The 12,557-nt window shown below is 66.4% G+C and carries 13 protein-coding genes; 8 read left to right on the top strand and 5 right to left on the bottom strand.

Features of this window, described 5'->3' with window-relative positions; genetic code table 11:
- Window positions 1-128: 128 nt before the first annotated feature.
- A complete protein-coding gene (locus tag C8263_RS19885) occupies window positions 129-545 on the bottom strand; it encodes an excalibur calcium-binding domain-containing protein (protein WP_107137463.1) in 417 nt (138 codons plus the stop codon).
- Between the two features lie 593 nt (window positions 546-1,138).
- Here C8263_RS19885 and C8263_RS07300 point away from each other — a divergent pair.
- Genes C8263_RS07300 through C8263_RS07285 form a run of 4 tightly spaced genes read left to right on the top strand, consistent with a single transcriptional unit; the run spans window position 1,139 to window position 3,125 of the window.
- Entirely contained in the window at window positions 1,139-1,747 is a 609-nt protein-coding gene (locus C8263_RS07300; protein WP_107137462.1) for a hypothetical protein, read from the top strand.
- Between the two features lie 32 nt (window positions 1,748-1,779).
- On the top strand, window positions 1,780-2,223 hold the full coding sequence (locus C8263_RS07295) for a radical SAM protein (protein ID WP_233218698.1): 444 nt from the start codon (window positions 1,780-1,782) through the stop codon (window positions 2,221-2,223).
- A 15-nt stretch (window positions 2,224-2,238) separates the two neighbouring features.
- Window positions 2,239-2,634 (top strand): hypothetical protein, encoded by a 396-nt coding sequence (locus tag C8263_RS07290; protein WP_146160626.1) that lies wholly within the window; start codon window positions 2,239-2,241, stop codon window positions 2,632-2,634.
- On the top strand, window positions 2,631-3,125 hold the full coding sequence (locus C8263_RS07285; RefSeq protein WP_146160625.1) for a hypothetical protein: 495 nt from the start codon (window positions 2,631-2,633) through the stop codon (window positions 3,123-3,125). The genes C8263_RS07290 and C8263_RS07285 overlap by 4 nt, the downstream gene beginning before the upstream one ends.
- A gap of 135 nt (window positions 3,126-3,260) precedes the next feature.
- Here the strand turns inward: C8263_RS07285 and C8263_RS07280 are convergent, their stop codons facing one another.
- The 3 genes from C8263_RS07280 to C8263_RS07270 all read right to left on the bottom strand — a co-directional run bounded on the left by C8263_RS07280 (window position 3,261) and on the right by C8263_RS07270 (window position 6,098).
- A complete protein-coding gene (locus C8263_RS07280) occupies window positions 3,261-3,656 on the bottom strand; it encodes a hypothetical protein (protein WP_107137458.1) in 396 nt (131 codons plus the stop codon).
- Window positions 3,657-4,008: 352 nt separating this feature from the next.
- A complete protein-coding gene (locus tag C8263_RS07275) occupies window positions 4,009-4,911 on the bottom strand; it encodes a hypothetical protein (RefSeq protein WP_146160624.1) in 903 nt (300 codons plus the stop codon).
- Between the two features lie 443 nt (window positions 4,912-5,354).
- Window positions 5,355-6,098 (bottom strand): hypothetical protein, encoded by a 744-nt coding sequence (locus tag C8263_RS07270; RefSeq protein WP_107137456.1) that lies wholly within the window; start codon window positions 6,096-6,098, stop codon window positions 5,355-5,357.
- Between the two features lie 388 nt (window positions 6,099-6,486).
- On the opposite strand from C8263_RS07270, the gene C8263_RS19270 reads away from it, so the two are divergent.
- The 3 genes from C8263_RS19270 (at window position 6,487) to C8263_RS07260 (ending at window position 9,001) form a co-directional block, all read left to right on the top strand.
- Entirely contained in the window at window positions 6,487-6,636 is a 150-nt protein-coding gene (locus C8263_RS19270) for a hypothetical protein (protein WP_158263764.1), read from the top strand.
- A 33-nt stretch (window positions 6,637-6,669) separates the two neighbouring features.
- The gene (locus C8263_RS07265) at window positions 6,670-8,343 is read left to right on the top strand and encodes a tetratricopeptide repeat protein (RefSeq protein WP_146160623.1); all 1,674 of its coding nucleotides are present in this window, start codon (window positions 6,670-6,672) and stop codon (window positions 8,341-8,343) included.
- A gap of 214 nt (window positions 8,344-8,557) precedes the next feature.
- Complete coding sequence (locus tag C8263_RS07260; protein WP_146160622.1) at window positions 8,558-9,001, top strand: hypothetical protein; 444 nt, start codon at window positions 8,558-8,560, stop codon at window positions 8,999-9,001.
- Window positions 9,002-9,167: 166 nt separating this feature from the next.
- Here the strand turns inward: C8263_RS07260 and C8263_RS07255 are convergent, their stop codons facing one another.
- Entirely contained in the window at window positions 9,168-10,436 is a 1,269-nt protein-coding gene (locus tag C8263_RS07255; protein ID WP_107137453.1) for an MFS transporter, read from the bottom strand.
- A 726-nt stretch (window positions 10,437-11,162) separates the two neighbouring features.
- On the opposite strand from C8263_RS07255, the gene C8263_RS07250 reads away from it, so the two are divergent.
- Window positions 11,163-12,422, top strand: a complete 1,260-nt coding sequence (locus tag C8263_RS07250) for a GH1 family beta-glucosidase (protein ID WP_107137452.1) — start codon at window positions 11,163-11,165, stop codon at window positions 12,420-12,422.
- The last annotated feature ends 135 nt before the right edge of the window (window positions 12,423-12,557 follow it).

Raw genomic sequence — 12,557 nt, 5'->3', positions numbered from 1 at the left:
GGCTATACTCACTCAACTCACCTTTCAAAGGTCTGACAGTTTCGTCACAACACTGCAGTCTGTTCAGATACTGCATGTTCTGCTGGTCTCAGAACTTTTGGGCTTTCCTGCGAGCCAAGCTAGAGATGTTACTCACATGCTCTTCCATCGCCATCCCGATCGAGAGCCGCACGGTAGCCCGGAGAACCCCGGAACAAGGGCGCTTTGCCAGCAGCCCGCGCCGCACCGCAGTTGGCGAAATAAAGCGCTGACCGCGAGGCGGACGGCACGCTGTTAAGGCGCGGGCCGCTTGGCATCATCCGCAAGTAAGTCTGAGCAACATAACCGTAGAAACGCCCGTATGTCACCTTGCACCATCCGCCAGTACAGAACTGAACAGTCAATGCTGCATTGGCTGGAAGTACAGCAATTACGCGTGACACAGACCCCAGGTACTGCCGGAGATTGACTTTCGATGTTGTAACTGCCTGCGCCGCAGTCGCTGCTCCACTCACCGCCAGAATGCCCCATAGCAAAGCGCTAAAACCCCAATTCTTGAAATTCATACAACATCAGACTGTCATACTTTTTACGATTTTCTCAGGCCACTCTTAGGCCCACTGACAGGGAGCTGCCTATACAGCTGTCAAAGGCTCAAGGAGGGCTGACTGACAGGAAAAGGAAAAGCAGGGCACTCAGAGACATCCGTGCACCTTTTGCCAGAGCCCATCGTCATATGCTTTAAGGCACCGCTAGCCCTGGGCCTTCGCCTGATCCCGTCATTCATGTTCTAACCTCCACCTGAAGTCTCACGCACGGCCGCGTCAACCTGTGACGTGCCGCAGCGCAAGTGCCGACACAGGCCGGGTAGATTTGTACGTTGAGCCCTCTTCTGCGACAGGAAATCTCCCTACCAACCACCATGGTCACGTGCGCAACCCACATCGCGCTGCTGAATGTTGAGCAACAAGGACACCACTAATTTCAGCCCACTTGTTAGTTCAAGTCCCCTACAACTCTCGGCGCAACTGGTCTGGCAGATCGCCGTAACAACGCACAGGTAGTGCTGCTCCCCACGATCAGGAGGTTAAGTACGACCTCTGCAACCGGCGGTTGGTCTACGGCAAGAGCGCTGGTCCAACCACCTTACAATCACTGTATGGCCCCGCAAGACGACGCTTTCCACATCACGCGCGTGCGGTTGGGCCTCGCCACCAATTCCAGCTCCTCCCATTCGCTGGTGCTGCTACAGGCGCCTGAGACCGAGGATGAACCGCAGCGTGGACAGTACGGACGCACGGAGTTCACGCTCATTACCCAGGAGGCCCGGCGACACTTCCTCGCCGCCCAACTCATGTCAAGCGTCATGTCGCTGTACGACTTTCCCTGGACAGACCTGGAACAACTCCGGACGGAACGCTTCGCGCCCTCCAACTCACCAGAGGCGCAGAACACCCTCCGGCACGTGTGGCGCCAGTGGGAAAACGTCGCTGCGGCGATCCGCGAACTGTGTGGCCTCCCAGCGGACACGGACCTGCTGGAGCACACCGTCGACCACCAGAGTGCCCACCACTTCCCACGCGCCGCCAGTGGCTGGGGGCCAGATCCCGAGGCGTTCGCGCGGTACCGCGATCTGCTTCTCACCCAGGACGTGGCAGTGTTCGGGGCCGATGATGGCAGTGAGCACTCCCGCTGGGACGAGGACCGTCACCTGACGCTGGGCAGCACCGATCAGACCCTCATGGAGCCCCTGCGGGGCGAGGACTGATGAAGGTCCGGTCGGAGAGTGGTCACGTCACAGTGTTTGATCCGCTGACCGGCCACCGCGTCTCTTTCGGACCAGTGCCTGATCGCCTGCGGGCGCCAGAGCTGCTGGACGTCAAGCTCACAGACCGCTGCTCCTTGGGCTGCACCTTCTGCTACCAGGACTCCCGCCCGGACCGGGCCCACGCCCAGCTGGACAATGTGGCGTTCGTGGCGCACCAGGCCGGACAGGCGGGCGTCTTCGAAGTGGCGCTCGGGGGCGGCGAGGTCAGCGAGTACCCTCACTTCCTGGAAACTTTGCGGCTGTTCCGTCAGGCCGGCGTCGTTCCCAATTTCACCACACGCAGGCCCGCCTGGGTGGCGGAACGCTGGGCCAGCCTGCGTGACCTGGCGGGCGGTTTCGCGGTGTCTGTGGCGACCGCCCATGAAGTGGAGGAGGTCGGCCGGTTGTTTCCCCTCCACGCGCGGCGGGACGGGTAAGTAAATCTGCATCTCGTGATGGGGACGTTATCCCGCCCCGTCACCCTTGATCTGATCCGCCGGGCGGGGCATCACCGTCTGCGCGTTACCCTGCTGGGCTGCAAGGCAGTCGGGCGGGGCGTGTATGCCACGCCCCGACCCTACGACTGGTGGCTGGAGGATCTGCCCCAGTACGTGCGGCACACCGCGGTCAGCATTGACACCGCACTCGCCGCGCAGCACGAAGCGGAGCTCGCCTGCCTTCTGCAGCCTGGGAGCTACCACGTGGAGGAAGGCCGCTTCAGCGCGTATGTGGACGCTGTCCAGATGACCCTCGCGCCGTCGACTTACCACAGTGGCCCGGTCTTTCCCTTCGACGCGGCCTGGTTGACCGCGTTCGCCGCTCCAGGCTTCGTCCGGAGCGGGGCATGAACGACCGGATGTTCGAGATCATCGCCCGGGTGCGCGGCCCACGCGGCGCGCGTCTTGCGAGGCGGCTCCTGGAGGGCGGCGCGTCCCTGCGCGCAGTGAACCGGATAGTGATGGACGACGTGAGGTGGAGCCTGGACGCCAATGAGGACGCGTTCCTGGTGGATGAAGCCGCGCGCCTGTTGAACGTTCCGCTCCCAAGCTGGTCAGCGGATGAACGCCTGAGTCTGCTGGCCGTCTATATCCGGGAGGGCCACCGCGCCTTTGGGCAGTGCCTGGAGGCCATCGGCGCACTGCCGCCCAGCATCGTGCGGCGTGCCCTGACCTGGTGGGCGGCCGATGAGTGGGCCACCTTTGAAGCGGCGCGGCGCACGATGCCGGCGGCCCTGGCCTTGATGGCGCAGCCCCGCCGGTCGACCATTGAAGCCCTGATGGACCTGGAGGAGCACAACCTGCTGAGCACCATTCGGGAACTCCTGGCCGCTGAAGCCTGAACGGCTGCTGCAGGAAGCCTCGCAGGAGGGCGTGACGCTTTCACCGCAGGCCAGATTCATCGCGTGACCACTGGAGCTGCCGATCAAGGCCACACCCTCTTCTGAACCTTCCGCTGGCTGCGGTGCAGCGCCGCGTTACTCAACCTCTTTGATACCAGGCCCCGCCAGGGAGTCGTGACGGTACGTTTTCCCGGACGCCGCTTCGACGGTCAGGACGTAACCGGTCTTGTCGGCATTGGGGACGATTTCCGACTGGGCAACATTCTCGGCACCCGGCAGGGCCGTCTGGCCCAGCACGCCGTCGGCACAGCTGCTGGTTTCGGGAAGAAACGCATAGTCCTTCCCGCCGGACTCGACTTTTTTGACCTCAATGCCCACCATGCACTGACGGATATACGCCTGCGCGGCCGTGTTGACCGCCCGGGCGCGCGCTTCATTGAGTTGTCCGGCCGCTTCACCGATGCGTTCCGGCGCGCAGGAGGCAAGCGACAGGAGCAGGACACCGGACAGCGCAGCGTGAAGACGGTTCATGCGGTCACCATACGGCCTGAGGCGAGGCCATGACTCACCAGATGACCGCAGCGGCGCCCTCTATCGTCCCTTGCAACGACTGTGTCACCGGCAATCCAGCCGATCAACGCCAGGTTGGAGACAGAAAGCGGCCCAGGCTCAGGAGGCTGGACGTCCCCAAGGCCGCATCCGACGCTTCGAAGCAGGGAACAGCGCCCACGTCCCTGCTTGCGGTTTGGCTTCGCCTGGACGGTGGTTTCCTGCCGCCTAAGCCCCTTACCACTGCGCCGCCTCGCCCGAGGCCTCCCTCCCGCGCTCAAGAGGCGCGTCGATCAACCCAGGCCGCCTGGCCGAGTGCGCCATATGGCGCGCGCTAAACGCGTCTTTTCTGGTATTTAGCGTTCAGCTGTGCCCGCTGAAAGGCGTTCATGCCATCTGCTTTCGTGACGGCGGGCGGCATCGCCTGTGTGCGGTCGCGAAGCTCATCCATGGTGCGTTTGACTTTTCGCCAGGTATCACCCATCAGGGCGTCATTCCAGACGTCGCCCTCCCGCAGCTCATGGGCGGGCGTGATGTAGTGCCGGTAATGCCGCACCCGATACGGAAAGTCAGCGGCGGTGAGCGTTATCCACCCACGTTCATGGGCGACGGCGAGCAGCACCTCCAGGCGCCACTCCCGAATCGCCCCGAGATGTTGAGGCGCCTCACTCGACGCCCGCGCCTGCTGGGGATACGCCTGCAGGCAGGCCACCAGCACGTGTTCCAGCATCGTGCTCAGGGCGATTGACCCCATGCGCCAGGTGCCCGCGTGGTGCAGCACCGCCTCCGCCCACCGGTCTTGCAACAGCTGGCCCTCGGCGTCGGTCAGGAACACGTGCCCAAAGTCAGGTGTGTCCAGGACGTCTGGGGTGAGGGGCGCGGCCTGAATCACCAGAGGCTGCACCCTGAACCCGGCCACTGGGTCATGGTGGACTGTCCAGCCGTACGGCGAGAGGATGTCGCTGATCAGACGCTGCAAGGCCGCGCGCGTGTCCCTGGCCGCTTCAGCCTGGATCACCGCTTCCAACAACCGTTCACTCTGCCCGCGGTGTTGAGCTTCCTCAATGACACGGGTGACGTAATCGATTCTGGATTCGGTCTTGAGCAGGGCAGAGGCGTGACCCAGGTCCCTGAACAACGCTTCCAGGTCTCTAGCGGTTCGGTACCCGCTGGGGCCATCAACCAGGACGTGCACCAGCTGCCGAACCGCGGTGTGCCGGAGCACGGGAAACGTCATGGCCGCATCATAGACCGCGCTCACACGGCACTGAAGGTCGTTGGCACTGGTCCATCCTGGCGATGCCCACCCGTGCCCCGTCATGCCTGTCCACGCCCACCTGCACCCTGACCACCCGACCCCCGCTCCACCGCAGCGCAAGCAAAACCCCCGCCGGAGCGGGGGATGGGGGGGTTGGCTGCGCAGCCCGGCGGTGACCGCGAAGAGGGTTCCACTCTTCTGTGCCCATGGGCACACCATTGATCCGGGATTTGATCGAGTCCTGCGTCCTGCGCCCTGAACCCTGCGGTGCCTGAAGCCTGAGCCCTGATCCCTGACCTCTGAGCCGTGAGCCCTGCGGGGTATGGGAGGTTTTCGAGACCTCATCCGAGAAGGATGTTTTCGCCGGGCAGGCAAAAGAGGAACGCGCTTGAACGGCATTCACGCAGACAACCCCAGAAAGTTTAAACCGAAGCCGGCACGCGGATGGTCGTCGTGGCGTTGGTCTCGTCCAGGACGCGGTCCACTTCAGCAGCGAAGGTTTCCGCCGCTTCACGCATGGCTGTCATCTCGCTCAACAGGTTCAGGGGATCGTCCATCACCGGCGCGTTCGCCTCCCGGTACAGCCGCTCCATCTCCTGCGTGTTGCTGTCGCTGGGGCCGCCTTTGTCCTTGCCCTGATCCTTGGAGAGAAAGGCCGCCACGCGCGCTTCACTGTCCCGCGTGATCTGCGCGCGCAGGGTAGCTTCCTCATTCACGGCCTGCGTGTACTGCGCGCTCAGCACTGCCACCAGCGCGTCCAGGGTCGGCGCGTGGTCCACCAGGCCATCCCGGCCCCGGCGGACTTCCAGGCTGCGCCTGCGCTCCACCACCGCTGCGACGGTCATGCGTTCATTCCCAACCGTCACCAGCGTGGTGGCGTTGCTCTGCACCAGCGCCGCCTTGATGGCTTCGCGGCGGGTAATGAGGGCCCGGATGGCCTGGTATGCGCCGCGCGCCTGCGTTTCAAACTGCTCTTTGCTCAGGCCGGCCACCAGGGGTTCGTTGTGACGCCGGACGCGGATGGCGTTCAGGCTGCCGATACGCGCGCTGATGCGGCTGTCCAGCAGCTTGAGCTCCTTGAGGGCGTGGGTAATGGTGATGGTTTGCAGTAGACCAGTGCGGGCGTCCAGGGCCGCAGCCTTGGAGCGGGTGGTTTTGCGCGTCATAAGCACCTCTGGGCAGAAGCGTGGAGCCGTATGGCCGTCAGGAGCGCCACTGTAGCGGCTGCCTGACGGGCTGACATTGCGCCAAATGGCCGAGCGTGGCCAGCGAAGTACGGGCTGCTCCAGACTGCCTGGTCCCGCCCCAGGGTGAATCCTTCAGCAAAGCGCCGCGCCGCGACAGCCGCTGCCACCGCCGCGCGCCCCTGCGCCGCGTCAGCCACTGTCAGGGCGCGCCCCGACAGTAAGCCTCACATCGCCGGGCCCCCCGAGACCGTGAGGCCGGCGGCGATGCCGACCACACGCCGCACACCACATCTTTTTTCCTTGTTCTCCAGCCGCCCCCGACCGGGGTGGACGGTGTTCTCACGCCTGTCGTCGGAAAGGAGCGCTTATGCCCTGGACTTTCCGCTTCACCGCTGCCCTGCTTCTCCTGCTCGCCAGCCTGCCCACGGACCTGCAGGCTCCCAGCTGGCCCTCTCCCCTGCCCGCACCTGCCCTGATGGCCGGCGATACCCCCGGCACTGGCGGGGGAACAGGTTGAATGAAGGGCCTCTGCCCACTCTAGGATGCGCGCGTGGCCGCACGACCTTCTGCGCAGCGCGCATCATCCTGGGACGAGTCCATCACCGCGCTGCTCGCCGGTGAGCAGTGGGACATGGCGGTGCGCACCATCGAACAGGCTTTCACGCACGCCCGTCAGGGTGAGCGCTTTGCGCAGCTGCTGACCTGGTTCGAGCAGATTCCCCCGCCGGCCCGGTCGGGGGTCGCCGCCGCCCGGCTACATTTGCGGCTGCTGGGCAACACGCCCGGCGAGCCGCAGCTGGAACAGACCGCGCGCGCCTACGCCGGCGATCCCATAACGGCGCCCGTCGCACACGCCTTCCTGGCCTGGACGCTGGTGCAGCGCGACCACCTGCAGGCGGGACTGAAGAGCGCAGACGCCGCCCTGCAGGCCGAGGGAGCCCTCACGCCCTTCGACCTGGCCCTCGCCCTGCGGGCCCGGGGCATGGCAGGGCAACGCCTCGGGCGCCGCGGCTGGGAGGCCGACTACCAGCGCGCCGCGCAGCTCAGCGAAGGCCGCGTGCGGGGCATCACCCTGATGGAGTACGGCAGCCTCCTGCTGTTCACCGACGGGCACGCCCGCGGCATGGAAGCGCTGGGGGAAGCGACCCTGGCGCTGCGGGGCGACGACCTGGAAGCCTGGGCGCACAGCAGCAAAGGCTACGCGCACCTGCATCACGCCGAGCTTGATGACGCGCAGACCGCATTTGAAACGGGCATCGTGCTCGGCGAGCGCTTCCGCCCCCACAGTCAGAGCGGCCTGGCGGCGGTGCTGCGCGCCCGGGGCGAGTGGGACCGCGCCGAGACGCTCTACCACCAGGCCATCGCGCTGGCCGAGCGGCAGGGCCACGCGGAGCGGGAACGGCAATCGCGCCGCGGCCTGGGGCACACAGCCCGCATGCGCGGTCAGCCCCTGCGGGCCATCGAGTGGCTCTCGCAGGCCGTGGTCACTGTGCCCGCCGACCGGGAGAGCGGCACGTCGTGGGTGAACGTCGACCTCGCGGCGGCCCACGTCTCCCTGCCGCGCGTGGACGCCGAGCGGGTTCTGGACCTGCTGGCCCGCACCGGCCCGCTTTTCGGGGAGGACGCTGACCGCGCCGTGATCGTCCAGGCGGAACTGGCCCGCCGGCAGGGCCGTCTGGCGGAAGCCGCCGCGCGGCTTAGGCCCCTGAACCCCCGCATGTTGTGGGTCCGGGAGGAAGCCATGGCCCTGCCAGAACTGTTTGGCCTCCTGGAAGGGCCCCGGCCTGAGCCGCTGCCCCGGCAGGACCGCGTGCGGGTGGAGGTGCGCGCCGCGGGCTACGGGGAGGTGCGCCTGAATGACCGCCTGCTGGCCATGCCCCTGCTGCCCCTCGTGACTCTGGTGGCGCTGCTGGACGCGGGCGGCACGCTGGACGCCGAATCACTGGCCGCGGCCGTGAGGGACGGCCAGGCCCGGGACCGCCGTCAGGCCGCGCAGCGGGCCACGCGCGCCGTCAAGCAGCTGCGTGACGCGCTGGGCTGGCCCGGCAGCGTGACCCACCACGCGGGCCGCTACGCCCTCGACGCCGGCGTGGACTGGGCGTATGACATCCTGAACCTGCGCCGGGCGGGCACGCCCACCGAGACCTTCCTGCGCGGCGTTCATGCCTTCCCCTGGGTGATGGAACGGGAGCAGGCCCTGATGCTGGGCGAAGACCAGCTGTAGTCACCACGAGCAGGAGGGTCATGACGAGGCAAATGCACAAGCCATGTCAGGGCAGGAGGTGGGCCTCCAGCGCGATGGGAACAGCGCTGGCACGCCGAAGGCGGCACGACCATCGGCAGACCCCTCTGTGCAGAAGGACATGCCCGACGCCGCACTTGTGGAGACCCTGCTGGCCGCTCGATGGGCGAATCGGCTCGGTGACTACACTGGGCCCATGGCCACCTGGTCGGATGAGCGCCGCGCAAGCGTTCTGAACATTGTATTTGAGCGGCTCAGGACCGTAGACCCAGACCAACAGGTCCTGCCGTACCAGGTGGGGCGGGCCGTCGCCGCTGAGCGGCCGGTGCCCTTTGCCAACCGAGTCCTGGCGGCGGGCGGGTCCGACGCCCTGCTGGCGGAAGTCTGCTGGTCGGTTAATGGCTGGGCAGGCACCTCCACTGTGCCCCTGCTGCTGGACCTCGTGCGCTCCGAACGGTCCATCGCCGTCAGGCGGCAGGCCCCGCTAACCCTGATCTTCACGCGCGACGCCTGTGTGCCGGCCCTGCTGGCAGAGGTGATCACGTGGGCACCCGATTCACCCGAGACGCAAGAACTTGTGGCGTTCGTGCGCAGCCTACCTGAGATGAAAGGCTGCGCACTGCCCACCACGCCGGCCTAAGCAGCGGGCTTCCGCTTCAGAGTGACTGGTCTCTGGAAGCTTCAGTACCGGCCCTGATGACCCGCCGCATCGGAACAGACCTGAGGCCCGTTCAGGCGCCCCAGCCTGTTCCGACGCCGGCCTCTTCTCACAGGGCTTGCCGGCAGCCCCCCAGCGCACCGCGCCCCTACGCTGCGGGTGGAGGGTCCTGCTGCCCCTGCTCATGCCGGAGTTCCCAGGTCATCAGGGCCCGCCAGCGCCACGCGGCGCCTCCGGCGAGTGCCACAGTCAGCAGGCCGCCCAGCACCGTGGCGCGCACCACGCCCAGATAATGTGAGGCAACCCCACTTTCCAGCGCGCCGATTTCGTTGCTTGTCCCGATAAACACCAGACTGACGGCACCGACCCGGCCGCGCATATGGTCAGGGGTGCGTGTCCGCACAATGGCGCGGCGAATGAGCATGTTGACGCCGTCGAACACGCCGCTGAGCGCCAGGGCCAGCCACGAGAGCCAGAACACCCGAGAGACGCCGAAGAGCAGCATGCTGAGGCCAAAACCGGCAATGCTCAGCACCAGCCACACACCGGTGCGGTTCAGGGGCGGCTGACGCGTCATCCAGAGCATGACCAGCAGGGCGCCCACAGACGGCGCGGCCATCAGGACACCCAGGCCCCCTGGACCGACGTTCAGAATGTCGGTCGCAAAGACCGGCAGCAGAGCAAGAGCGCCGCCAAACAGCACCGCCAGGAGGTCCAGGGCCATGGATCCAAACAGCACCTGATCCCGCCGCACGAAGCGCAGCCCCGCCTGAATGCTGGCCCGGACCCCCTCTTCCCGACTGGACACCGTGGGCGGCAGGCGCGGCATCTGCCTCAGGGCCAGCCAGGACGCGGCATACAGGGCGGCCATCAGCAGGTAGGTGCCGCTCGCCTCAAACCGCGCCAGGAACAGGCCCGCCAGTGTGGGGCCCAGAATGCCTGCCACCTGCCCCACGCTGCCCAGCCACGCGGAGGCATTGACGTAGACGCTGGGCGGCACAATGCGCGTTTCAAAGGCGCTGGCGGCCGGGTCACCGAAGCCCCGCGCGAAGCCCAGCATCACCACCAGCAGAAACAGTCCCGCCACACTGGTGGCCGGACCGGCCTGGGAGAGCGCGGCGAACGCCAGGCCGCCCAGCACCAGCAGGGCGCGCGTCACCAGCAGAATGCGGCGGCGGTCCAGGCGGTCGGCATAGTGGCCGCCCAGTAGCGCGAGGCTCAGGGTGGGCAGGGCCGTGGCAACCCCCAGCAGGCCCAGCATCAGTGGGCTTCTGGTCAGGGCATACACCTGATAACCGATGACCACGGCAAAGGCCGTGCCGGCAAACGAGGCGCTGGCGGAGGCCACCAGCAAGCGCCGGAAATCCGGGAATCGCAGGGCAGCGAAGGCATCTGGAGGCGAGGAAGGGGTCGTCATACGCAGAGAACCGGGGTAGTGTAACGGACAGCCGGCGGGCGGCGACTGCCTCGACCACCTTCTGAGCCCAGGCCGGGCCGGCATACCCCGCGAGGCGTTTCTTCCCGGCAGTTATGCCCCCTGAGGAATGGAGGGGGCGCAGGTCCTGCTGGGCAAGCAGGGGACGTAGGAACCACAAAACATGGCAGATTCATGACCTGCCGGCAAGTCCGAGGGTGTCCCTGGGTGCGAAGGAAGCGCTGGCAGGGACGGTGACTGCCCGGCCCGTTTACGCCAATCCAGTCCAGCGGCGCCGAAGCCCCACGCCAGAGCCGACCCGCTTCAGGTGCCCGTCCTGGAGTGGGCTAGGGCAGACCGGCCCCCACCTGCGGCGCCTAAGGTCTTGTCAGGGTGGTCCATTCGCCCAGGCCTCTGAGGGCACAGGCCGCAGCAGACCTCACCCGTCACCCAGCAGCAGGCCCCCGCGCCTCACGCTGCTGCCCCCGACCTAAAGCCCGCACACGGGGAGCACCCATGTCCAGAATGACCCCTCTGCCGGAAGCCCGCTTTCCCAAGGATTTCGTGTGGGGCGTGGCCAGCAGCGCCTATTATTGAGACCTGCGGAGATCGGGAACAGTGAACATCCAGATCATGAGGAGGGACGTGGCGACAGACAGCGCGATTTCCGCTTTCCTCTGCAGAGAGCCAAACCCTCGAGGCGTGACCAAGCTCGGCAGGAATCAATAGATTGAGGGGGCCGCGCAGGACGACGGCCGTGGCCCGTCCATCTGGGACACCTACAGCCGGGTGCCGGGCAAGATCCTGGACGGCACTTCGGGTGACGTGGCCTGCGATCTCTACCACCGCTGGGCGTCCGACCTGGATCTGATTGCGGCCCTGGACCTCAACGCGTACCGCTTCAGTGTGGCGTGGCCCCGGGTCCTGCCGCGCGGCACGGGGCCGGTAAACGTGCAGGGCCTGGACTTCGACGACCGCCTGGTGGGCGGCGCCCTGGCCAGGGGCCTGCAACCTCATGTCACGCTGTACCACTGGGATCTGCCGCAGGCCCTGCAGGACCGGGGCGGCTGGCCCAACCCGGACATCGTTCATTGGTTTACCGAGTACGCGCTGACCGTCCACGCCCGGCTCGGCGACCGGGTGGCCAGCTACGCCACCTTCAATGAGCCCTGGTGCACCGCCGAGCTGGGCTACCACGTGGGCCGGCATGCCCCAGGCCAGCAGGATCTGCGCGCGGCGCTCTCAGCGTCGTACCACATTCAACTCGCGCATGGCAGCGCGGTTCGGGCGCTGCGGGCGCAGAACACAAAAGCCGAACTGGGCACCGTGCTGAACCTGTACCCGGTGGACGCCGCGACAGATCAACCGGAGGACCTGCTGGCCGCGCAGCTGGCGGACGAGAAGATCAACGGGTGGTACCTCGACCCGGTGTTGCGGGGCACGTTTCCGGCGCTCGCGGCCGAACAGTACGGCGCGTACATGCCCGAGATCGAGCCTGCTGCCCTGCAGGGCGTGAAAGAGCCGCTCGATTTTCTGGGCGCGAATTACTACTTCCGGCAATGGGTCAGCCGCGAAGGCGCCAGCCGCGCCGGGCCCCCCTCCCCGGACATTCAACGGACGGCCATGGACTGGGAGGTCTACCCGGAAGGGCTGTATGGCCTGCTCACCGACCTGCACCGGACGTACCAAGTCCCCAAGTACTACATCACGGAGAATGGCGGCGCGTTTGAGGACCAGCTGGTGAGCGGCGAGGTGCACGATGAAGCGCGCGTGCGGTTTCTTCAGACGCATCTGCAGGCCCTGCGCCGGGCGATGCAGGACGGCGTGCCCGTGAAGGGCTACTTTGCCTGGAGCCTGATGGACAATGACGAGTGGGCGTTTGGGTACAGCAAGCGGTTCGGCATCGTTCACGTGGATGACGCCACGCAGCAGCGAAACCTAAAAGACAGTGCCAAGTGGTACCGGGCGTTCATGCAGCAGCGGCGCTAGGGCGTTGGAGGTTGGCCCCGGTCTATGTGCCAGCCGTATCCCTCTCTGGCATGAGGGCCTTGCGTTGCGATCACCCTGTCATCCTCCGGGTGCGCCCAGCGTGGCGCCATCATGGAAGAGCAGAGGGACGGCTCC

The sequence above is a fragment of the Deinococcus arcticus genome, assembly GCF_003028415.1.
GTDB classification, from domain to species: Bacteria; Deinococcota; Deinococci; order Deinococcales; family Deinococcaceae; genus Deinococcus; species Deinococcus arcticus.
The sequence above is the reverse complement of the archived record's forward strand: the minus strand, read 5'-3'. Positions and strand labels throughout refer to the sequence as shown.